Annotated in this window: 22 protein-coding genes; 9 read left to right on the plus strand and 13 right to left on the minus strand. The window is 49.3% G+C overall.

The window, feature by feature from the left end:
• Positions 1–5 precede the first annotated feature (5 nt).
• Positions 6–764, minus strand: coding sequence for a substrate-binding periplasmic protein (locus P0078_RS06965; RefSeq protein ID WP_282933723.1), 759 nt, complete (start codon positions 762–764; stop codon positions 6–8).
• Between the two features lie 184 nt (positions 765–948).
• Between P0078_RS06965 and P0078_RS06970 the strand changes: the two genes are divergently transcribed.
• From P0078_RS06970 to P0078_RS07005, 8 genes are all read left to right on the plus strand, one after another.
• Positions 949–1,371 (plus strand): nuclear transport factor 2 family protein, encoded by a 423-nt coding sequence (locus P0078_RS06970; protein ID WP_282933724.1) that lies wholly within the window; start codon positions 949–951, stop codon positions 1,369–1,371.
• On the plus strand, positions 1,368–2,216 hold the full coding sequence (locus P0078_RS06975; protein ID WP_282933725.1) for a M90 family metallopeptidase: 849 nt from the start codon (positions 1,368–1,370) through the stop codon (positions 2,214–2,216). The genes P0078_RS06970 and P0078_RS06975 overlap by 4 nt, the downstream gene beginning before the upstream one ends.
• A gap of 126 nt (positions 2,217–2,342) precedes the next feature.
• Entirely contained in the window at positions 2,343–3,047 is a 705-nt protein-coding gene (locus tag P0078_RS06980; RefSeq protein WP_282933726.1) for a thiaminase II/PqqC family protein, read from the plus strand.
• A 141-nt stretch (positions 3,048–3,188) separates the two neighbouring features.
• Positions 3,189–3,674: a DUF6892 domain-containing protein gene (locus P0078_RS06985; protein WP_282933727.1), complete on the plus strand. Its 486-nt coding sequence runs from the start codon at positions 3,189–3,191 to the stop codon at positions 3,672–3,674.
• A gap of 260 nt (positions 3,675–3,934) precedes the next feature.
• On the plus strand, positions 3,935–4,264 hold the full coding sequence (locus P0078_RS06990) for a YceK/YidQ family lipoprotein (RefSeq protein WP_282933728.1): 330 nt from the start codon (positions 3,935–3,937) through the stop codon (positions 4,262–4,264).
• 478 nt (positions 4,265–4,742) lie between these two features.
• The gene (locus P0078_RS06995; protein ID WP_282933729.1) at positions 4,743–5,870 is read left to right on the plus strand and encodes an acetyltransferase domain-containing protein; all 1,128 of its coding nucleotides are present in this window, start codon (positions 4,743–4,745) and stop codon (positions 5,868–5,870) included.
• Positions 5,871–5,958: 88 nt separating this feature from the next.
• The gene (locus P0078_RS07000) at positions 5,959–6,432 is read left to right on the plus strand and encodes a hypothetical protein (RefSeq protein ID WP_282933730.1); all 474 of its coding nucleotides are present in this window, start codon (positions 5,959–5,961) and stop codon (positions 6,430–6,432) included.
• A gap of 178 nt (positions 6,433–6,610) precedes the next feature.
• Positions 6,611–7,372, plus strand: coding sequence for a hypothetical protein (locus P0078_RS07005; protein ID WP_282933731.1), 762 nt, complete (start codon positions 6,611–6,613; stop codon positions 7,370–7,372).
• 40 nt (positions 7,373–7,412) lie between these two features.
• On the opposite strand, the gene P0078_RS07010 is transcribed toward P0078_RS07005, so the two are convergent.
• From P0078_RS07010 to P0078_RS24520, 6 genes are all read right to left on the minus strand, one after another.
• The gene (locus P0078_RS07010) at positions 7,413–8,105 is read right to left on the minus strand and encodes a translocation/assembly module TamB domain-containing protein (protein ID WP_282933732.1); all 693 of its coding nucleotides are present in this window, start codon (positions 8,103–8,105) and stop codon (positions 7,413–7,415) included.
• An 8-nt stretch (positions 8,106–8,113) separates the two neighbouring features.
• Positions 8,114–11,416 (minus strand): translocation/assembly module TamB domain-containing protein, encoded by a 3,303-nt coding sequence (locus tag P0078_RS07015; RefSeq protein WP_282933733.1) that lies wholly within the window; start codon positions 11,414–11,416, stop codon positions 8,114–8,116.
• Complete coding sequence (locus P0078_RS07020; protein WP_282933734.1) at positions 11,416–13,215, minus strand: autotransporter assembly complex protein TamA; 1,800 nt, start codon at positions 13,213–13,215, stop codon at positions 11,416–11,418. Before P0078_RS07020 ends, P0078_RS07015 begins: the two co-directional genes overlap by 1 nt.
• 150 nt (positions 13,216–13,365) lie before the next feature.
• Complete coding sequence (locus P0078_RS07025) at positions 13,366–13,740, minus strand: hypothetical protein (protein ID WP_282933735.1); 375 nt, start codon at positions 13,738–13,740, stop codon at positions 13,366–13,368.
• A gap of 368 nt (positions 13,741–14,108) precedes the next feature.
• On the minus strand, positions 14,109–15,200 hold the full coding sequence (locus P0078_RS24515; RefSeq protein ID WP_353057052.1) for an acetoacetate--CoA ligase: 1,092 nt from the start codon (positions 15,198–15,200) through the stop codon (positions 14,109–14,111).
• The gene (locus tag P0078_RS24520) at positions 15,185–16,087 is read right to left on the minus strand and encodes an AMP-binding protein (RefSeq protein WP_353057053.1); all 903 of its coding nucleotides are present in this window, start codon (positions 16,085–16,087) and stop codon (positions 15,185–15,187) included. Before P0078_RS24520 ends, P0078_RS24515 begins: the two co-directional genes overlap by 16 nt.
• 166 nt (positions 16,088–16,253) lie before the next feature.
• Between P0078_RS24520 and P0078_RS07035 the strand changes: the two genes are divergently transcribed.
• Complete coding sequence (locus P0078_RS07035) at positions 16,254–17,132, plus strand: LysR family transcriptional regulator (protein ID WP_282933736.1); 879 nt, start codon at positions 16,254–16,256, stop codon at positions 17,130–17,132.
• A 33-nt stretch (positions 17,133–17,165) separates the two neighbouring features.
• On the opposite strand, the gene P0078_RS07040 is transcribed toward P0078_RS07035, so the two are convergent.
• From P0078_RS07040 to thiO, 6 genes are all read right to left on the minus strand, one after another.
• Positions 17,166–17,639 carry a Dps family protein gene (locus P0078_RS07040; protein ID WP_108734073.1) on the minus strand — a complete coding sequence of 158 codons (474 nt, stop codon included), beginning with the start codon at positions 17,637–17,639 and terminating at the stop codon, positions 17,166–17,168.
• Between the two features lie 248 nt (positions 17,640–17,887).
• A complete protein-coding gene (locus tag P0078_RS07045) occupies positions 17,888–18,637 on the minus strand; it encodes a HesA/MoeB/ThiF family protein (protein ID WP_282933737.1) in 750 nt (249 codons plus the stop codon).
• Positions 18,631–20,184, minus strand: coding sequence for a thiamine phosphate synthase (thiE, locus tag P0078_RS07050; RefSeq protein ID WP_282933738.1), 1,554 nt, complete (start codon positions 20,182–20,184; stop codon positions 18,631–18,633). Before thiE ends, P0078_RS07045 begins: the two co-directional genes overlap by 7 nt.
• A 7-nt stretch (positions 20,185–20,191) precedes the next feature.
• A complete protein-coding gene (locus tag P0078_RS07055) occupies positions 20,192–20,998 on the minus strand; it encodes a thiazole synthase (RefSeq protein ID WP_282933739.1) in 807 nt (268 codons plus the stop codon).
• Positions 20,961–21,200 carry a sulfur carrier protein ThiS gene (gene thiS / locus P0078_RS07060; RefSeq protein WP_282933740.1) on the minus strand — a complete coding sequence of 80 codons (240 nt, stop codon included), beginning with the start codon at positions 21,198–21,200 and terminating at the stop codon, positions 20,961–20,963. Before thiS ends, P0078_RS07055 begins: the two co-directional genes overlap by 38 nt.
• Positions 21,200–22,276 (minus strand): glycine oxidase ThiO, encoded by a 1,077-nt coding sequence (gene thiO / locus P0078_RS07065; protein ID WP_282933741.1) that lies wholly within the window; start codon positions 22,274–22,276, stop codon positions 21,200–21,202. The genes thiS and thiO overlap by 1 nt, the downstream gene beginning before the upstream one ends.
• Positions 22,277–22,329 lie beyond the last annotated feature (53 nt).

Raw genomic sequence — 22,329 nt, forward strand, 5'->3', positions numbered from 1 at the left:
GGGGGTCATTTACAAATATCCTGCTTCTGCACCACATCGTATTTCTGCAGTAGGGCTTTGTAGCGGCCACTGCTGCACAGCTCTGCCAGCCCGCGATTAAAGTCATCCCGCACTTTTTCATCGCGGAAACCGACTCGAAAGTCTGTCATCATCGGGAATATCTGGAATAGGTCAACCTGAGCCATGGTATGGCCCATTTTATTGCTATAGTACTTAAATAGCTCCATATCCACCACGGCGACCGCATCTGGCATTTTCCAGAAATGGGCAACCAAGTCACGAGCCGTTGGCGCCTGCATAACATTTTGTTTCTGGGTGCCATTAGGCCCAAACATTTTTTCAAATTCGGGCCCAAGATCCATAGGAGCTCCCTGCCAAGTGATCACTTTCTTACCCGCGAGATCTGCAATACTGCCAATCTTCATTTCTGCGCTGGCTTTAGCAATAGCGTAATTGGCGAAGCTGATCATATTGTTCGAGTAAAATAGGCCATCACTCTTCTTGAGTACATTCACCGCTGCCTGAACCATACCCTGCTCAAGTGCCGGGGCCGTCTCCGCAAACCCCATCTGTACGAACTCCAACTTATAGCCAGGGAGAGCTTGCCGAACGATATCTATTTCCAAACCACTGGTCGCACCGTCAATCACATAGGGCGGTGCATCCCCTGCGATCGCTACTTTTAACGGGGTTTCACCGGACTGGGCCAGCACCTGGGTGCAGACTCCAAACATCAAGACAAGAAAGGCCAATATCGAACGCATAAGCTTCTCCACAGTGACAGGAAAATCACCCAGACGCTCTAAGTGTTGGCAGACATCCCCCATTTATCAAGCTTCGCTTCCGGATTACTGTATCCATCCGAAACCTTGAATTCGGCAGTAAACTCCCCATTCTAAAATCAGGCAAATAGTAATTTGTCGCAACTGGGGCATACCGGGTAAAACAGTGATACATGAGATTGCCGATATTCTGATTGAGAATGAAACAAAGCTGCATCAGTTCGAGATGCGCAAAGACCCTGAAGTCATTAGCAAGCTACTAAGCCCTGATTTTATAGAGGTAGGGAAATCCGGGCGGACCTTTGATTTCAAGGCAATAGTGCGATCAATGCAACAGGAGGAAAATACAGGCTGGGAAATTCACAGCCAAAACTATGAATGCATTCCTCTCTCTGACACAGTCATTATGCTGTTGTATAAATCTGCACGGCAAGGCCAGCAAGGGGAGTACAAGGGGTTTTGTAAGCGATCATCTATTTGGGTTAGAAGTAAAGGGCAGTGGCAAATGAAATTTCACCAGGGGACTCCCTGCCAAGAATTTAAGCTGGAAGATAATATCTCACGCAAACAACCGGCGTTTAAGCTGTGAGTGCTTTTATCGCAATTATCCTGCTGGCCCTGGCGATATGGCTGGTTCCCCACTTCTACCGACAGTGGCGCATTTTTTACCTGCGCTCACAACCCTTAACACGGGAACAGCTACAACTCATTAAGGAAAACCTTCCTCTCTATCACTACCTTAACTCCAATCAACAGCAAGAGTTATGCAGTAATATCGCCCTATTTCTCCACGGCAAAGAGTTTGTCGGTTGCGAGGGGCTTCAGGTCAATGAACGCATGAAGGTGGCCATCGCTGCCCATGCCTGCCTACTCCTATTGGGCCGCAAGAATGAATGCTATCCCAACCTTTACAGCCTGTTGCTCTACCCGGACACCTATGTCGCTCACGAAACCCGCCGGGAAGGCTATATAGAAACAGCCAGGCACAGTGCCCGTGAAGGGGAGGCTCATTATCGTGGACCCGTAGTCCTCTCCTGGGGTGACCTGGAGAAAGATTTACAATCGCCTGAACGGGGCCACAATGTCGCCCTGCACGAGTTCGCCCACAAAGTCGATGAAGAGGATGGTTACTTTGATGGCCGCCCTCTATTTGAAAGCAGTGATGAAGGGGCCACCTGGGCTGAGGTTATGAGCCGGGAATTCCACCGTTTGAGACAAAGAGCTGAATTCGGTGAGTTTCCTGGTGATACACCCTCTGTGCTCGATTTATACGGCGCCCAGTCTCCCGCTGAGTTCTTTGCTGTAGCAACAGAAAGTTTCTATACGATCCCAACGGCTATGCACGCCTTACACCCGGAGCTCTATAAGGAGTTAAGTCATTTCTATCGAATTGATCCCGCCGAATTAATACGCGGAAAAAGTACTGTGGCCTGACAAATACGCTACCAGTCCAGTTTCTGTCTTCCTGCTATGCTTATTTCGTGCACCAGCGGAGTTGGAATAGTGGCCAATACGCATTGTTTAAGATTCGCTCTTGTGGTACTGGTTGTTCTTTTGGCCATGACTCAACCGGCCACAGCAGATATCGCCACAAACCAACAGGATGCAAAGGCTCTGATAGAGCGCCTTGAAAAACTGTATCTCAAGGGCCCTACTCCTGTCTTTGTTCTACAGCTGGAAAAAAATACTCTTCCGGACGCTAAGTTACAGGCTTTTGCAATGGAGCAACGCCTTATTAACTTATCGGACTTGAGAAGTAATGCGCTATCTCTGCATCGTTTTGGTGGCTTACCGGGACATAGTACGAGAGCATTTTTTACTCGAATTACGACAGCAGAAATTCAAGCTAATACCCTGTTACCTAATCTAATTCAAGCATTGGGTATCTCACCCGAGCAGATCGCCCAATACCAACCACTCGCAGGTGCCCAAGCCTACCCAGCCTACACTACCTGGCTAGCCAACTACGCTACACCCGCCGAAATTGCCGCTGCCCTGCTAATCAACTTTCAGAGCTTTGGCAAAAATGCTGAGCGCGTTGCAAAAGCTCTCAAACAAAATAAACGCTTTACCAATGAACAGCTCAGTTTCTTAATGACTTTTAGCCAACTTCCAGAAGGATTCAGGGAACAGGCTATCGATATAATTGCAAGAGGACTAGCTTCAGGTGTTCGAGAAAATGATATTGCCATTCGCGTGCGGTTAATCCAAGCCTATGAGCGGGAATTTTGGCGGGCATTTGAAGCAAGCAACATTCGCAATTAGTACGATAACTCAAACTCTTCAACTTTCCGACATTACTTAACCGCCAAAGATATACCTAAAATTTTTGATTGACCAAGCAAAAACTACTTTTATTCGCTCGAGCCGAAAGAACTTCCCCTATTACGAAATCTATTGTAGACAATGAAAAAAATGGATTTCACAATACTTATATGGGAAGTAAAGGTAGACTTAAAAATGAGTGAATATGCGGAATTCAAAGATGAAAATTTCAGGTTATTAGTCCTGGATAAGCTAATGTACCATTATAAGGTAATACAGCCTGAATTCGATATTTTTCAGTTTGCCGATAGTTACACTGAAAGAAATATAGATGTAGAAGAAGAAGGGTACGACCTTATCCCCGAAGCCCTCGACCACTTCCGATCCATTCCAATTAAGAAAGAATGGCTAAAGGACATAACTGACCTTCATCAAGATGGGGGTGGCCATATCTGGTTACAAATCATTCCCTTCTGGTGTGGAACTACTGACGACTTTGATATTCATTCCACCGAAGACACAAACCTCCTACCAAACCTGAAAAAGCTCATACTTTTCTACAATGAAGAAAATCCAGAAATTTTAGAAGATTTCAAAAGAAAAGGGATAGAGGCCAAATGGGTATAACTCTAAAAAATTGCCATCAGGCAAAAAATATTTAAATTCTAACCAATATCGTATATCAGTCCGCCCTTTATTTGAAACCAATGTTCTAAGTTTGAGATGCCGCCAAGCAGCGACAAAGTAAACCTCAGATGTGAAAATTTTGACTTTCCTCACTTCCAATTGAGTACAGATAATACTTATAGTACACGCAAAATCTGGAACCAATTTAGAAAACACTACTCTATAGCCCCGCAAAAGATCACATCAGCAAGGATTAGTTTGTGAAACGTATTATTTCTTTAGTATCAGCCTCTCTAGTTTGTGTATCATGTGCCACAGTGAAGACAGTTAACCCTAAGAATAATCAGGTAGATATCACTCATAGAGGCCACAAAAGCTATTGCGAAAGTATTCCAAGAGTTTATAGCGGAACCTCTTACTCTTTTTGCTTACTAAATAGCGAACCCAGTCAGACTGTAAATACTGGATCAACTATCAACCGTGTTCCACTGGTAGCTATAGATGCTGTTTTTTCTGTAGCCGCTGATACCGTTGTTTTGCCGTATACCGTAGTGACTCAGGCGAAGCATGGTAATATCAAAGTAAACTGATAGACCCCACCTGTAGCTTAATAATTTTAAAGTAGTTACTAATAAGCCCAACTGAAAAATCTCTCTTTTAACCACAGAAAAATATATTTAATGGTAACAGGCCGCGATCACTGATTTTGCCTTACTTTCAAATCCATGATCCGGCCTCTAGCTGCCCCTAGGCTAAAAGCAAAACTAAATAAATTAAATAATATTGATTATTGGGTGGACAAAATTTCTTGGACTTGCCAGAACCAAAATGCCTGCACTATCGTCCCTCCACCTACATATCACACAATTAAAAAGCAATTGGTTGCTTGAAGAATATATGTACAATATGAAAGGCAGACAGCCCCCACATGCCCCTAAACAATAATAAACAAAGACCGAGAGACATCATTTATAGCTCTCTTTAACCGCCTCTACATTCCAACCTCAAGGTAACAAGAACCCTTAGAGAGAAAACGCTATAAAACCCACTAACTTTGGAGATAACAAATTGCGATATCCAGCAATAGACATCACTAGAGGTATATTAGTAATTATTATGGCCCTCGACCATACTCGAGATTATTGGACTTCGACCCAGTTTGACCCATTGGATCTATCCCAATCGTCCATCGCTTTGTTTTTAACTCGTTGGATCACGCATATATGTGCTCCTGGATTTATATTTCTTACAGGATTAAGTGCCTACTTTCACGGTAAAAAACTTAACTCCAAGCCGGAGTTGGCAAAATTCTTAATACTTCGAGGGTTAGTACTAGTTATCCTCGAACTAACCTTGGTAAACCTCTCTTGGCAGTTTGCTTATAATTACGCTTTTGTACAGGTAATCTGGGCACTGGGGGTATCCATGATCATACTGGCGGGCTTAATCTATTTGCCAATAATATGGACCACCATCGTTTGCCTGGCCGTAATATCCTTACATGGATACCTGAATGATGACTTCATGCGCCAGCTATTAGGTGGCTATGAATGGCTTTGGATTCTTGCGCATGTACGCACTAGTTTTAGACTTTTCGAGTTCAACACCGGGATTTTTGCTGCTTACAATATTATTCCCCTCTTTGCTCTTATGTACCTAGGTTATGTATTTGGGCCTCTTTACGAGATGGCAAACAAGCAACGAGTGCGTCTACTAATAACAACAGCAACTGCGCTATCGATTATATTTATTGCGGTTAGACTAATAGGCTTTGGCGACCCCAATGATTGGAATTCACAGCAGGGGCTTCTGGGCTTTATCAACACCGCCAAATACCCAATGTCGTTCAACTATATCCTTATGACAATGAGTATAGTTTTCCTGATCATGGCTACCGTTGAAAATCGACAAAACCGAATACTGGATGTATTGCTCCTCTTTGGGCAGGCCTCATTGTTCTTCTATTTACTCCATGTCCCAGTGATCAATCTGTCCGCACATCTATGGAGCTACTTAGAGTTTGGAGTAGCAACCAACTTCTTCAACGGCTCCAAAGTATGGCCTGAAGGCTACACACCTAATTTACTGAGAACCTATGCCTACTGGATTGCTCTGATTGCGATACTTTACTATCCCTGCAAGAAATATCTTCAAAAGAAAAAAGAAAGTGGATCGGTGATATACTCCTACGTATAACTCTCGGAACAATTTTATTTCGTATATTGAAAATTCTGTTCTGGGGTGAGCAAAGCCCCAGAGTTGCCTCCCAATCAGGACGATATAGATGTTGCAAAAAATAGACCATTGGATTGATCAAACACTGATAGACTTCAAAGAAGAGAGACAATCTTGCGCAAGGTTCACAGAGAAGTTTTCAGGGTATTATACGGAAGAATTTCTTAGCAAAAGCTACTTTGTAGTGGTTGATAATATTCCAAAACCGAGGTTTCCCGAGCTCTACCAGGCTGGTCTGGGTGACTTTGTCGACATGGAAGTAGCCGGTATCACTTACAAAGATACCTACTTTGTCAAAATACCTTTTGCTGCGGACATTTCCCTCCATTTCCATGAGTTAGTCCATGTCCACCAATGGTCTCTCTTGGGAGCAGAGTCATTTATCAAACGTTATATCAGTGAAATTCAGACCTACGGCTACAACGGTGCACCTCTGGAAAAAATGGCCTACAACCTGCAAGATAGATTTATGGGCAATTGCACTCCAACAGATGTTTTAAGTTACGTTCAGAATCATTTGTAAGGACTCAATGATCATTGGACTTCATCTATAAAAAGGTTACCTTCTGGATAAGTGAAAGTGACCTTTGTGCTACCAGCCAAAATTGATCTTATTGACAGGCTAAACATTTCTACTAAAGCCTGATCATCAAGACACAAACTATAATTTATTGAGTTTTATAGTTTACAAGCTCCACACCATGCTACAAGCAACCCGACTCTTCCTGATCTTTGCTGCCCTATCCACCTTAAATCTGGCATCAGCAACAACATGTAAGCCCATATTCAATCATCAAGATGACAAAGTGGCCAAGAACAATCGCTGCACTAAAATCAGCTTTCAATCAAGCAATACGGAAGGATCTGCTGTTATTATTATGGATGGCGATATCAAAGGCTCCTGCGCTTATACATCTGCGGTTCAGTGCGGGAATACCGAGATTAGAATGAAAGATATTTCAGCAATTGACTTTAAGGTTGACGTGCCCCCAGGTAAATGTGGTGCTAAAGAGTGGATTGCCGTTTATATGTTCCCCTGGTGTGGACAACCCGGTGGATGTTGGGCCGGGGGGCAGCGGGAAGTCGATTTTGTAGAAACAACAGGCTCCAATGGTCCGGGAGGTTTCGCTTCCAATTGGGGAGGGCTTCCCAAACAGGCGGCGTGGACAAGCCAAACAGGTCCCCTACAGGTGAAGAGTGGTGCCCAACAGCATATAACTTTTACATCCAGGAAAATCATATCGGGTGAAGCTAGTGGAACCTATCAATGGGATATAAGAGTGTGTGAAGCATCTGCGTCTAAGTGCGATGATTCAAATCAGCTTTGGCATGCCTACCGGGAAAAGGGGCCTGTAATTTTTGATGAATCCATGATGATCGTGATCGACAACTGGGGCGTCAACAATCCACCCCAGCCAGGTTGCACGTTAAAAATAACGGATATGCTAATCACCAAATATTAGCGATGCTTTCTACAACGATAGGGGGTTAGTGGCGAAAACCCTAATAATCTTTTTTCCACTGTAACTCTACACTACCGGAACCACTGTCACCGTCATCGGCACTTTTGAACTCCAGGTTGAGGTTATCCCTAAGTTCTATTTGCATCTCCGCCTGCCAGGGACTGAGAGGATCGGTACTTCTCTGTAATTCCACATAAATTCGATTGGTAATATATTTGCCCAAGCTCAATGCGTACTCATCACCTTCATCTCCCTCCTCCTGCTCAATATTGAGTGTATCCAGGTGCAACAGCTCGCGTGTCTTAGCGATAGGGTCCAATACCGCTCGACCCGACTGCAAACTGCGAACAACACTAACCAAGCGAACAGCCTGTAAAGGTGAAATATCTGATAATGACTTCCCAAAAAGCAATTGCGCCAGTATCTCATCCTGAGAGGCCGAGGGGTCAGAGGTAAATGTAATATCCAAGTCCGCAGCAGTACCTGATATCTGCGCGGTTATTTCTCCATCGCTATATTCATAGACACCTTCAACCAGGATAGCGACCTCATTATTCTCGAAGCGAATTTCTCCATCTTCCAGATCAAATTTCTTACCGAATAAATCAAAGCTGCCGCGAACAATTGTTAATTCGCCAGAGGCTTTTGGCTTATCTGCGGTGCCTTGAATATCCACCACGCCGCGCAATTGAGAATTTAAGCCAAGTCCGCGCACATAGGATTGCTGATCCAAAACAATCTCTACATCCAATCCGATTTTGCTAAACAGGGAGAAGATCGCTGCACCTGTGGGCCATCAACCTGAACTTCCACCACCTGGATTTCCGGAACACTGCTGCCAATCCATTGCTCAATCTGTAAGGCCAGCGGCTTCAAAGTGAATCGCCCGGTAATTTCTGCATCCTGGGTTGAGCCCGACAAACGGGCATCACCGGATATTGCACCGCGTACTCCCGGTGAGTTCAGCAAGTGGGCCCGACTGAGGCTTAATACGATGTCAAAACTGGGCGAGCTATCCGGAGGTAAAAAGACCGCCCCTCCCAGGTTTATCCGCCCACCATCACCATCGGTAGCGCTTCCTCGTACAATCCGCCACTCCTCAGGAGACAGCTGCGCGTAGAAGTTAATATCCGCAATGCGAGTATGGCTCGGTCGGTGCTCATAACGACCATTACTCAATTCGATATCACCGGTTAATAGAGGACGCTGCCAATTTCCGGTACCGTCAACATTGAAACTGAGCAAGCCGCGCATACGGTGGACACGGGGATCAATATATTCCGCAATCACTGACAAATCGGCCGTACCGCGCCCCTGCAATTGGAAGGGCACATTTCGCAGGCCACCAGTTTGATTATTCTCAGCAAATAATTGTTCGAAGATCGGCGCAATCAAGACACTTACTTGGCTATTTACTGCGTTGCTACCGCCGTGTTGGGCAATCAGGGATGCATCCAGCTCTCCATTCTCTGTCTGCCAATCCAACACTATCGAAAGCGGTTGAACCTGAATTCCGCGCTGCCCTAGCCCCAGGGCTTCTCCTGTAGCGCGCAACTCCCCTTGGAATTCAGGCTGCTTGGGACTTCCACCAATACTGGCATAAAGGCTGACATCACCATTACCCGCCCTACCGCTGGAAAAACTATTCGCCAAATCCGATAGATCACCCTGGCCGCGCAACTCTAAATCCAGTCGCTCTGCATTCAAGCTACCCAGTATCGATAATTGGTTGCGACCCGCCCAGAGCAGCTCGATACCATCAGTTACCAGACTCCTGTCTGCATAGTCCAAAGTACCCTGTAAATGCCAGGGCTCCAGATGAAACTCTCCCTGGGCGATCAGGTTGGTTTTAATCTGCGGGTTTGAAATAGCCCCATCAACCCTGCCATCCAAGCTCAACTCCCCTTCAAGGGAGTTAGGGAGAGAGAGACCGACGAGATCTACCAGGAACAGCGGTAGATTGCGCGCGCCCATATCAATTTGTAATCGGTCTTGCCTAGGTTCGATAGAGCCATCGGCCTGCAACAATGCCACCCCCACCCGACCCAACTGCTGGGCATCCTCAGCGAGGGCTGTCAGGCGGCTTTGGCTCTGTAGGGGCTCCGGCTCCCCTTTATCAAAACCTGAGGCAATCACGGGGGACTGAGGGCCTCTGCTTGAGGATGAACCAAACTGGTTGCCATTGCCGTTGGTAAATAACTCCAATCGCAGGTCACTGACCTCTATCAGGTCCATATCGCCACTGGCTTCCCCTTTTAAGTTAAAGGGGTAATCCTGCGCGACGCCATTGGAATCCAGTAAAATACTTACCTGGGGATTACTCCACTCTCCCCGGACTGTTACTTCGGAAGTCCCCCTAGACTTACCCCCTGCCTCGGTAACTCCAAGGTCATCGCGCAAGCTGATATTTTTGCCGTCGATCTGCCCGTGTAAATCCAGCTGCTTCTGTTCAATATCAAGCTGACCGATTACTTCCAGATTTAGCTTCTCACCAGTAAACACCAATTCATCAATGGTCAGCGCGTGCAGGTTTCCACTTATCGCCGCCGACAACTCACCCTGTAAGTCGTGGTAAGCACTCACTGCACTCAGAGACAAATTGAGGTTTGGGTTTTTCCATGAGCCGATTGCCTCCACACGCAACTGGTGCAAGGTGCCGGATAAAGCAGTGGGAATAACTACCCTATCAGCCCGGGGTAGCGAAGCTGCAAGCAGGCGAATTTCTTCAACACCCAACTCATCAATCTCTCCCACCAAATCCAGTGCTTTCAAATTCGTATCTACAGTACCGAGCACTTCGATCCGTGCACCGGCAAAGTGCAAAGACAAGGCTTGCAAGTCAATCACACCTGCCTGGGTATCGACCCGGCCTTCCAATTGCAGGGGCTGCTGCCGATAGCTGCTTTCCACTTGTAAGCTGCCATTAATATTCGGCTGTTGCAGGGAGCCCTGCACCGAAAAATCTGCGCTGAGCCAACCACTGTCCAGGATATCCTGCCAAGGGCGGGAAAGTGTTAGCGGGATTTGATTGAGGTTAACTGTCCCATTGACACCGTCCGCGCTAATGTTGCCTTTAATCGTACTGCGCCGCTCATCCACTCGCAGCCAAATCCCCGTTGAAGATAAGCGCCAGGGATTGATATCGGCTTCGATTCTTCCTGTCAGATCCAGTTGATGTTCTGCTAGAGGAGCTGCGATCGAATTAATATCCAGCAGCAGTTTTTCACCCTGCTTACGTAGGGATAATTCACCGCGAGCATCCAATACCTGATTTTCCGGCAGATGCAGCTGTCGACTGACAAACCCCTGGCCCACCTCACTGGTAGAGAAATCGATTACAAAGCGCTCGCCCTGCATCCGGCCATTTACAGTGAGATTAAACTCGGAACCATTCAGCTCACTCACTTCGATAAATAGCTGCGCCGGTTTACCCTGCCAGCGGTATTGGGCGTTAGCCTGAATAGCAACAGGGGGAATCCCCTTCAACCGGCTGTCCACCAATTGCAGGCGAGCTATATCCAGCTGCGCCAAGCGAAACCCGGGAACTAGCAACTCCCAAGTAGTCGATGGCTGCTCCTCACTGACAACTTCAACCTCCTCTTCGCCGGAATCTGCCAGCGCAGAGAGAAGTTCATTGAGGATATTCAGGTTGAGCAGTAAATCTTTGGCCCCCACTCGCTCGATATCGATGGGATTTCGGGACAAGCTGTTGAGATTAACTTCCAGGTCCTGGGCTTCGGCAAGCGTATTAGCTCGATAGTCAATTCTCAGTCGCTCGAAAAACCAAAATCCTAATTTTTCACTGCGAATTCCCTCTGCCTCAATTTCGAGGTCGTCCACCAGTTGCTCGGCAGCGTAAAAAGCCCCACGAGTAAGGCCGACGCGCCCCGGTTCCGTGCTGAGGAAATAGATAGCGGACATCAGGAGGAACAGACAAATGCCTGTTACCAGGGAACCCCCAGCACCCAGAGAGCGCCAGAGCCCACGCAGGAAAGCACCCACCCAGTGGGCAACGCCCAGCGCAAACAGGCCCAACCAGCGCATCAGAATGCCTGCCCCAAGCTCACATACACCTGATAGCGATCATCGATGCCCTCACGGCGATCGAGAGGAAAGGCGATGTCCATGCGGATAGGGGCAAAGGAGGTGATATAGCGCACGCCAAAACCCGTTCCCCAAAACAGGTCGGAAAACTTGGGCGCTGCGTCCTCATAGGCATTGCCGCCATCGAGAAAAATCACACCTCCCCAGGTATCCGTAAAACGAAAACGGCCCTCAAAAGAAATCTCGCTAAGTCCCCGACCACCGATAGCATCGGAGAGGGTTTCCTCACCCTCATCATTAATCTCAATAAGTCGCGGACCCAACTCCTGGTAACCATAACCCCGCACGGAGCCACCGCCACCGGCATAAAAGCGCTCATCCGCAGGCAGCTCAAGATTCGACTCTCCTGTAATTGCCCCGGCTTTCAACCTTATTGCCAAGGTGGGCTTATAACGCCAGTCATCGGCTGTTTTATACGCAGTGAGCTGTAGGGTATTTTTAATAAAGGTGGTGTTGGTATTTCTAAGATCGATATAGGGTTTTACTTCCAACGCAGAAGTGGCGCCACGGCGGGCATCCAGGGGTTTGTCTGTCGTGTTTAATTTAAAGCCCAAGGGGAAAGCTAACAGCGTGTAGTTTTCATCGGGATCATCTGCTTCAACTGCCCCTTCCACCTTCTCGTCCACTTCACTGAATTTCAGCTCAGCGCCACCACTCAGCGTGCGATGCTTACTGATTTTTCTCGATACCAGTGCACTGAATGTCAGGGACTCTGAACGGTAGGAATCAACATCCTCTCCTTCCAAAGCAATACTGGCGGTCAAGCGTTGCTTGTCATGGAAGAAACGGGGAATAGTTAGCTTGCCTTCCAGGGTTTGCTTTACCTCGTTCAGCTTACTTTCGACTTCAATTTTTTCCCCACGATGGAAAACATTGCGATGTTCCCAGGCTGCTGAAATACCGGCTCCCTCATCAGAGGTGTACCCCACCCCCAAGGTTATGGTGCGGTGATTGCGCTCCTGAATAACAAAAGTAACATCCACCAACCCATCGTAGGGTTCAGAAACTTCAGTATTTACATTGGCAATTAAGTTGGTGCGCAGCAGGCGCAACTGCGCAGCATCCAGTTTACTGCGGCTGAAGCAATCCCCGGATTTAATCTTGACCTTATCCAACAGGTAGTCCTCTTCGATAGAGGTGACTCCTTCAATGCGGACTTGGCCAACATGGACTTCGGGGCTGGGGGCCACCCGATATTCCAGTCTCGCAGCAGCTTCCCGGTGAATCACCGTTGCCTGGTAGCTGACATCCACATTCAACAGACAGGCATTTTCATTGAGGTACTTGGTAATTTTTTCTACGCCCTCAAGTACCTTGCTGGCAATCAGGGGATCTCCAACATGGATAGGCAAACCACTAAAGCCTGCCCGCAAACCGGCCGGCATAATAATATCCAGGCTCTTGATATGGTACTGGGGGCCGGGAGTGACACTATAGAAAATTTGGTTGCCAGAAACAGACTCATACACAGTGGCATCATAATATCCCTGCGCACGCAGTAATTTTTCCAGGTTACCCCGCTCATAGTGCGCAATATCCGCCGGATCTTCGTAGTTTTCCAGCGCACTACTGTTCTTGCGCAACTCGTTGAGTTCGGAGGTCAATTTTTCCTGCAGCTGGGGATCGCCCTGCACCAGCAGGGTAAAACCCGGCAAGCGATCAAAAAATGGGATGGCTGCTGCCAGCTGCATTGGCAGCGCTAGAAGGGCAACAAGTAGGGAGACAAAGAGAATTCGCAAGATCTTTATCCAATGTCAGTAGCGGCTACTCCGCAAAAAATCCGGGTATCCGTTCCCTCCGTAGGCTGGAATATCCAGCTGATGACAACAGCTGGGATAATTAAATCGACTTATTGAGCAGCCAATAAGCCGATTCGGCGTTTGGGACTTCTATGGCTGTGTGCCTTGGCTGGGCATTAAGGGATTACAATCCTGGATAATCACCTGCCCTTCCAGAATATTTCCTTTGGAATACTCCGTGAAAATACACTGGTTAGTCTTGGGGTTATAATTCTCGATCCACAAATTATCTTCTTTCCAGGTGGCGCCGATATGGCGGTACCCATCGGGCACAGAGATACGCATGACCCCGCCAAAACGCTTCACGAAAACCTGCTCATAGTGAAAGTAGTAGGCAAGCCAGCCGCCAACAAAGAAAACCGCAGCCACGATTGCGCCGATCTTAAGGCTGCCCAGGCGACTGCCGATAAAAAGAGAAGCAATAACCAGGGCAATCACCGCTGCCCAGTACAAATAAGTAACCATGACTGTTTTTCTACCGTAAATTATTGGTGTTTATAAAGTGAAGGGTAGCGCAGAACCGCAGCAAACTAAATGGCGCCGGGTTACGCTCCCTTACTCCTAAGGAGCCTCTGAATAACTCCGTAATGCCTCTGCGGGCCTTGAAGGTTGCAGATGTTAGGCGCAGCTCGCCGCGAATGGCCATAGCCCTTTGCAAGAGCTGCAACGCAGCAGCTGTGGCCTTCAAGGCCCGCCCTTCGGGGCATGCAGAGCGATCCACACTCCGCGTTGCGACCTCTTGAAAGGTCTAGACATTCCTGCGAAGCCGCGCCTTGATTGTGAACCGCTCTGCATGCCAGAGGTATCACGGAGTTGTTCAGAGGCTCCCTAACTTACTCCTCTGCCAACTCCGGCAGCTTTTCAAATAACGATAAGGCTTCAGGGTTGGCCAGGGCCTCCTTATTTTTAACCGGTTTACCCTCCACCACATTGCGCACAGCCAGTTCCACAATCTTACCGCTGATAGTTTTAGGAATATCCGCCACCTGGATCACCTTGGCCGGCACATGGCGAGGCGTGGTATTGGCGCGAATCGTGGAGCGGATTTTCTGGGTCAGATCCTCGTCCAGTACAACACCCTCTCGCAATACTACAAACAGCACTACCCGTACATCGTCGTGCCAGGGCTGGCCGATACAGATACTATCGAGCACCTCCTCGACTTTCTCCACCTGGCGGTAAATCTCTGCGGTTCCGATACGCACACCGCCGGGATTAAGTACTGCATCGGAGCGGCCATAGATCACAACACCACCGTGTGTCGTAATCTCGGCATAGTCCCCATGCGCCCAAACACCAGGCCAATTTTCAAAATAAGCACCGCGGTACTTGGCTCCATCTGGATCGTTCCAGAAGCCAACCGGCATACAGGGGAAGGATTTGGAGCAAACCAGCTCCCCTTTCTCTTCAACCACTGCACTGCCTGTATCATTCCAGACTTCCACCGCCATACCCAAGCCACGACACTGCAATTCACCGGCATAGACCGGTAGAGTTGGGTTGCCAAGGGCAAAGCAAGACACAATATCGGTGCCGCCGGAAATAGAGGATAAGCAGAGATCTGCTTTTATATCTCTGTAGACATAGCGGAAGCCTTCGTGGGCCAGCGGAGAGCCTGTGGAGAGCACCGCACGCAAGTTCACCAGTTTGTGGGTCTCCCGGGGTTTGCAGCCACTCTTCTCCAGCGCAGCAATATATTTGGCACTGGTGCCAAACACACTGATTCCCTCTTCATCGGTCATATCCCATAGACTTTGGGATGAAGGGTAGAAAGGTGAGCCATCAAACAGCACTAGAGTCGCCCCACAAGCCAGGCCACTCACCAGCCAGTTCCACATCATCCAGCCACAGGTGGTGAAGTAGAAAAGTGTATCCTCACGGCGCAGATCGCCATGCAAGCGATGCTCCTTCAGGTGCTGGAGCAAAGTGCCCCCACTCCGTGGACGATGCACTTGGGTACACCAGTAGTACCTGAGGAGTACATGATGTACAGGGGGTGATTAAATTCTGTTTGTACAAAGGAGAGTTCGCGAGCGGGCGCCGCAGCTTCAAAAGCTTGCAGTAGTACCGCCTTACCCAGCGGCTCTGCCGCTAGTACCTGAGCAGTTTCCTCTTCTGAGCGCGCAACCGGTACCACTACCAAAGTTTCTATGGATTCGATTCGCTGCATGATCTCGCGCAGACGCGGCAATGAATCAATAACCTTACCGTTATAGAAGTATCCTTCACAGGCAAATAGCACTTTCGGCTGCACCTGGCCAAAGCGGTCAAATACTCCATTGATACCAAAGTCTGGTGAGCAGGAGGTCCAGATAGCACCGAGGCTCGTGGTGGCCAACATGGCTACTACGGTATCGATCACATTGGGCATAAAGCCCGCTACCCGATCTCCCTCAACAACGCCTTGGGCAACGAGGGCCGCTGACAGGCGCTCCACCCGATCGTACAGCTCCTTGTAGCTCAGCTCGCGGCGGCTACCGTTCTCCAGGCGCTCGACCAGGGCAGCCTTGTCATCGCGATATCGCAGCAGGTTCTCAGCAAAGTTCAGGCGTGCCTGTGGAAACCACTGCGCACCGGGCATGGAATCGTTACCGAGTGTCTCATCACCCTTATCTGCAGCAATAACTCCGGTGTAATCCCACAACTCCCGCCAGAAAGCTTCGCGATTATCTACTGACCACTGGTATAAGGCCGCGTAATCATTGAGATCCAGCTGGTATTGCTGGTTGACCCTGCGACGAAATTCATCCATCTGGGTGGCGGCAATAGCCTCTGCGCTGGGTTGCCAGAGCGGTTGGGAGTTGTCCTTCATTTCAACAGACCTTGTAGCTCATTATTGTGTTTTCGAATCGCCCTCTCGGGCACAAGGGGAGCAATCATGCCCTGCCCCACCACTTAAAACTATTTTAATCTTTTTTAGATTTGTTAAATAAAAGTTAACATAGCCAAATCTATCAATTCCCCAGGAAGTAGCCGCTGTGAGTGCCACGATCAAACAACTACGCGCCTTTGTCACAGTGGCCCGCAGCCGCAGTCTGGCCCAGGCCAGCGCTCAGCTGCACACTTCCCAGCCAGCCCTGTCCATTGCCATCCGCAATCTGGAGGATGCGACTGGCGGCCCGCTTTTCAGTCGAGAAGCCCGCCAACTCACTCTCACCCCGGAGGGCGAGGAATTCCTCTCCCGCGCCGAACAACTACTGCACAACTGGGATCAATCCCTGGATGCGGTACAGCAGGCCTTTCGTCTGGAGCGTGGGCAGTTGCGCCTGGCAGTAATTCCCGCCTATGCGCTCAACCAACTCCCCCAATTATTAGCCAATTTTCACCGCCAGCACCCACAAATCAATATCCTGTTGGAAGATGTGGTGATGGAACGAGTAACCCAAGCGGTGCAGGATGGCCGGGCAGAGCTGGGCATCAGTTTTCGCCCCGAGGATTTAGGTGGGCTTGAGTTTGTGCCCCTACACCGGGATCGTTTTATCGCAGTCATACCACCCCAGCACCCCCTCAGCGAAAAAGGAAAAGTGCGCTGGAGTGACCTGGCCGGTTTTCCTTTTATTGCAATGAACCGCGGCTCAGCGGTGAGGCGCTGGACCGATGAGGCCTTCGGGCAAAGTGGCAAAGGCGTTCACTATATCTGCGAAGCTAATCAATTAAGCACAATCGGCCAGTTAGTACGTGCGGGAATGGGCATTAGTGCAGTACCGAGCTTGTGCGAAACACAGGTTCGGGAATATGGGTTGGAATGCCTGCCGCTATCGGCGCCAGTAGTGAGTCAGGAGGTGGGGATATTATTAAAGAGCCGAGGCACCTTGTCGGCACCAGCAACCGCGTTTTTATCCGCGATTACTGGTTGAGGTCTATAAAAGTGCCTCTACTTATTTGAGCGACTAGTGGCTGCTGGTTGCGCGCAGCATCCAAGCCGTTTTCTCGTGAACTCTCATACGATCAGATACCAGGGCAACTGTGGATTCATCTTCTCCCGCCTGGGCATCTTTTAAAACTTCACGACAGGTTTTGATCACCTGCTCATGCCCTTTAGTGAGAATTTTTACCATTTCTTCCGCCGGTGGTACCTCAACAACTTCTTTGATGGAGCTGAGTTGAGCAAAAGCCTGGTAAGTGCCGGGAGCGGAAACCCCGAGGGTACGAATGCGCTCGGCAATATCATCCACCGCAGTGGCCAGCTCGGTGTAATGCTCTTCAAACATCAGGTGTAATTCGCGGAACAGAGGCCCAGTAACATTCCAGTGGAAGTTGTGGGTTTGCAGGTAAAGGGTGTAGCTATCTGCCAACAAATGTTTCAAACCGGCAGCAATCTTTTCCCGATCCTTTTCACTGATACCAATATCGATTTTTTTCATAATACAAATCCCTCTTCCAAAAACTGTTGTCACCGAAATGGTTATAAGGCCATTTTGGTACCTTTATTCACTTCTCACAAGCTATCGAGCCAATAGCTTATTTATATAGACAAGTAAGATTTATAAGGTACAAAAATGGCGTGAATTTTAACCCGGCTATTGGAGGAAAATTTTGCGACAAGACATTGCCAATAAGGGACTCTCCAAACAAAACTATTTATCGAGCCCCCTGTTGGCAACACAAGAAATCAGGCACTACAAACCGGGCAATTACTATGGCTCGGCAGCTGCAAAGTTTGCAGAGCTAAGGTTTCCGTCTCGATTAAGTGCAATTTATTCAAGCTCGATACCGGCAAATCCACCAGGTATTTCATGGCCTCCAGAGCCTGCATGCTGCCAACTACCCCCAGCGCAGGGCCGATCACACCTGCTGTAGAGCAATTCTGGACTTCTGCCTGCTCCTGGGGCGGAAACAGGCAGGCATAACAGGGACCTTTTCTTTCAGAAAAATCAAAACTAATCAGCTGGCCGGAAAACCCCTGCACCGATGCCATTACCACCGGACACCCTGCCTGATAACAAACCCGGTTGATTGTATGGCGGATTTCCAGGTTATCGGTGCAGTCCAACACCAGATCCAACTGCTTTACCTGCTCACGCAGCCAGGATTCATTCGCCATTTGGCTGTGGGGGTGAATGCGAATAGTTGGATTGGCTGCAGCCAATTGTTGTGCAGCCACCATGGCTTTGGATTTTCCCTGGTGATTGGTTTTGTACAAAACCTGGCGCTGTAAATTGGAGAGATCGATATGATCACCGTCTACCAGGTGCAGCTCTCCAATACCGGCTGCGGCCAGATACATCGCTGCCGGGCTGCCGAGCCCACCTAAGCCAACAATCAGAATTCGCGCAGAAGACAGCTTTTTCTGTCCCTCTTCACCCACCTGGGGCAACATTATCTGGCGACTGTAACGCTGTAATTCCTTACTACTTAACATGGCTCTACTTCCGCACGCTTACCTTTCAACAGGACATTAAAATCGGCAACCACCTGCTTGTAATCTTTTGCTTTAGTAATAGCGCTGACCACGGCGATACTGCCAACGCCACTAGCGATAACCTCACCGGCCCGTTGCATATTAATACCACCAATTGCCACAAGTGGATAATCGGGCAATAGCGCGGCCATTCGCGCAAGTTTCTGCACGCCCTGCAACTGATCCGACATATCCTTGGTGTTGGTCGCATAAATTGCACCAATGGCCAAGTAGCTGGGGCGATAACGGTAGGCCAACAGTAATTCATAGAAGCCGTGGGTACTGATACCCAGCTTCAATCCTGCCGCTTGAATTGCCCTCAGATCAGCAGATTGCAAATCCTCCTGGCCCAAATGCACGCCGTAGGCGCCGCACTCAATCGCCAACTGCCAGTAATCATTGATAAACAGGCGCAGGTTATACGTCCTGCCAATAGCCACTGCCCTCTCAATCTGTGCGCGCAGGTCCCCACCCGGATTCTTTATTCGCAGCTGTAAAGTACGCACCCCCAGCTCAGCCAGGCGCTGCAACCACTCCACTGTATCCACAACCGGATATAAACCCAATGCTTGAGAGTCTGTTTGGGCAAACCCTTGAACAAGAGGCGGGGCTGCACCAAAGCCATAATCCAGCACACGCTCTTCTCCCGGCACCAAAATCTCAGGGAAGTCGATGAAATCCAGGGGCCAGCCACAGTGGCCTACAGGTCCAGCACCAGCGCCGATATGTGCATTATTTCCCCGGCGCAAGCCCCGCTGTATATAGGCTTTACCCACAACGCAGGCATCTCGCAACGGGTAGCCCAAAGCGCGGCAAGCGGCAATAGCGGAGGACAGGGTGCAGCCAGTGCCATGTGTGCCTGTACTGGACACTTCCCGGCCAATAAACCAATCGACCTTTTCACCATCCCACAGTAAGTCGGAAACTTCTCCCGCACGCAATTGCGTATGGCCGCCGGTAACCAAAATAGCGGTACCGCCGTGGGCGTGCAACTGACGCGCAGCTTGCACAATAGATTCCGCAACCGTGACACTGGCTCCGGTAAGCCATTCCAATTCATGTAAATTGGGAGTGACCAGATCACACTGTGGCATCAACTGAGCCAACACCGTTGCGGTAATATTCCCTTCGGTGAGCCCGGCTCCGTTGGTAGCAACAGCAACCGGGTCGTAAATAACCGGAACCGGCTGCACCGCTTTCAGCTGGCGCAGAAAATCTGCCACCGCAACCACTTGTTCAGCATTCGCTAGCAGACCGATTTTAATTGCGGCAGGAAATAGATCCCGCTGTAAAGCCTGTAACTGAGAACCCAAGACCTCTAGGGAAACTGCATTAATTGCAGTTACTTCTACCGTATTCTGTGCAGTATTGGCCGTGATAGCACTGCAACCATGGCAGCCGAGGTCGGCAAAAGTCAGCAGGTCCGCCTGAATGCCGGCGCCACCGCCGGAGTCACTGCCGGCAATGGTCCAGACAATTGGCTTTTTCAATTGGAGTTGATCGCGCATAAAAATACTAATCCTGCAATATGCTCTCTGCCTGCTGCCAGAAAGGCATATCCAGGGTGGGGGTGCTGGGACTGGCAGTTTGACGCCTGAGCATCAAGCCGGCATTAAAGGCGGCGCGCCCGGATTCCACAGCCAGTTTAAAAGCATTAGCCATCAGTACCGGATCCTGGGCTTTTGCAATCGCGGTATTCAATAACACCGCATCAAAGCCCATCTCCAGTGCTTCTGCCGCCTGTGATGGCGCACCGATTCCGGCGTCAATAATAAGCGGTACATCACTCAGGCGCTCGCGGAGTGTTTGCAGGTTATATTTATTGAGCAGTCCCTGCCCGGTACCGATGGGAGCCCCCCAGGGCATTAATACCTCGCAACCCACATCCAAAAGTTTTCGACACAGAACCAGGTCATCTGTGCAATAAGGCAAAACCTTGAAGCCTAACTGAATTAATTCCCGCGCAGCTTCTACCAGACCAAAGGGGTCTGGCTGCAAATTGTAATCATCACCAATCACTTCCAGCTTGAGCCAATCGGTCTGGAAAATTTCCTGGGACATTTTTGCCAGCTCCACCGCTTCTCGCGGCGATTTACAACCGGCGGTATTAGGCAACAGCTGACAGCCGGACTCGCGAACATAATCCCAAAATCGATTGTCCTGCTGCTGTGCCGGATTTTGCCGGCGCAGAGACAAAGTAATAATTTCCGAAGCTGAGGCTTGCACGGATTCGCGCATAATCGCTGGGGAGGGATACAGGGCGGTGCCCACCAAAAGCCGGCTGTTAAATGTTTTTCCGTAAAGTGTTAATAGATCGCTCACCTTTACCCCCCACTACCGGAACAACAATATCCAGGCTATCGCCGTTATTTATCTGTGTATTGCTATATTCCGTACGGGGAATAAATCCACCGTTGATCGCAACGGCAAACGTTTCTCCGCGATAGCCAAGCTGCTGTAAAAGCGCAGAGAGTTTTAGCGGGGATTCAAGGCTTTGTGTTTCCCCATTAATTAGTACCTGCATCAAACCACCTGTAACAGTTGTTGTGCCACTTGATTCTCCACTTGCTCCACTACTGCCGGCGCTAAAAGATAACCGTGACGGTAAAGGCCGTTCACCCTAATCAGCCCATCCTCGCTGTGGATATAAGGCATATTATCCATAGTGGCGGGGCGACAATTTACGCGGGTCTCTACAATACGAGCCTCGGCAAAAGCCGGGTTGAGGGAGTAAAGCGCGGAAGACAACTCCATGCTGGAGCGCACGGAAATGGGCGACTGGTCTTCGCTCTCAATTTCCGTAGCACCAATTACTGTGCGTCCATCGCTGCGTGGTACAGCGTAGAGCTTATAGCGCGGGTGGAGCAGGCGCACTGGACGCTGCAAAACCACTTCCCGGGATTCCACCACCATCACCTCACCACGGACACCGCGTAAGCCTTCAATCTGCCCCTTGGCACCGAGACCACGGCAGTCGATCACGCAATCAAATTGTTCGCGCTCCGAGTTCACAGAGATATACCCGGCTTCGCAATTTACCTTGCTGTGCTCTCGCAGAGTGACAGCTCCTCGGTGCAATACGCTAAGTAACGCAGGCAATAAGCGGTGATTATTGATATCCGCCTCACCTCGTAAGTAAAGCCCCTGTTCAAAGCCATGTAAGGAGGGCTCTAATTTCGCTAAAGTACTGCTATCGAGTGGCTCCACCTGCTCCCTGGCAGATTCACCCAACTTACCCTGTAACTCCCGCAGGAATTGCAGCAGCTCACTTTTATCCTTGCCGTGAGCAACCAGTACTGAGCCCGCCCTGCGGTATTCCACGTCCTGCCCGCTCTGCTCCTCCAGCTGCCGGGCCCACTCAGACCAAATCTCAAGGCTTTTCAGCCCCAGGTTGTAAACTTGTTTATCGCTGTGCACCAATTCCGATAGTGGTGAGATCATTCCCGCTGCCGTCCAGCAAGCTCCCCCGACTGGTGCCGACAGATCACCCGCTTCAAACAGGGTAATATCCAGTTCCCGTTGGCAGAGCCGCCAGGCGAGCAAGCGACCTAACAGGCCGCCACCGGCAATAGCTACTTTGGCTTTGGTTTCGCTTGTCACAGACCACCTATCTTCGCAAATCCAAATCGACACCCAGCGATATGCGCTATGCA

This window comes from Microbulbifer sp. VAAF005 (assembly GCF_030012985.1).
In the GTDB taxonomy this organism is placed as follows: Bacteria; Pseudomonadota; Gammaproteobacteria; order Pseudomonadales; family Cellvibrionaceae; genus Microbulbifer.

Bases quoted from the DNA above. Each gene is read 5' to 3' on its own strand.
- P0078_RS06965 (WP_282933723.1), bottom strand. From the start codon at position 764: ATGCGTTCGATATTGGCCTTTCTTGTCTTGATGTTTGGAGTCTGCACC.
- P0078_RS06980 (WP_282933726.1), top strand. From the start codon at position 2,343: ATGACTCAACCGGCCACAGCAGATATCGCCACAAACCAACAGGATGCA.
- P0078_RS06985 (WP_282933727.1), top strand. From the start codon at position 3,189: ATGAAAAAAATGGATTTCACAATACTTATATGGGAAGTAAAGGTAGAC.
- P0078_RS07000 (WP_282933730.1), top strand. From the start codon at position 5,959: ATGTTGCAAAAAATAGACCATTGGATTGATCAAACACTGATAGACTTC.
- P0078_RS07005 (WP_282933731.1), top strand. From the start codon at position 6,611: ATGCTACAAGCAACCCGACTCTTCCTGATCTTTGCTGCCCTATCCACC.
- P0078_RS07015 (WP_282933733.1), bottom strand. From the start codon at position 11,416: ATGCGCTGGTTGGGCCTGTTTGCGCTGGGCGTTGCCCACTGGGTGGGT.
- P0078_RS07025 (WP_282933735.1), bottom strand. From the start codon at position 13,740: ATGGTTACTTATTTGTACTGGGCAGCGGTGATTGCCCTGGTTATTGCT.
- P0078_RS24520 (WP_353057053.1), bottom strand. From the start codon at position 16,087: ATGAAGGACAACTCCCAACCGCTCTGGCAACCCAGCGCAGAGGCTATT.
- P0078_RS07040 (WP_108734073.1), bottom strand. From the start codon at position 17,639: ATGAAAAAAATCGATATTGGTATCAGTGAAAAGGATCGGGAAAAGATT.
- P0078_RS07045 (WP_282933737.1), bottom strand. From the start codon at position 18,637: ATGTTAAGTAGTAAGGAATTACAGCGTTACAGTCGCCAGATAATGTTG.
- thiE (WP_282933738.1), bottom strand. From the start codon at position 20,184: ATGCGCGATCAACTCCAATTGAAAAAGCCAATTGTCTGGACCATTGCC.
- thiS (WP_282933740.1), bottom strand. From the start codon at position 21,200: ATGCAGGTACTAATTAATGGGGAAACACAAAGCCTTGAATCCCCGCTA.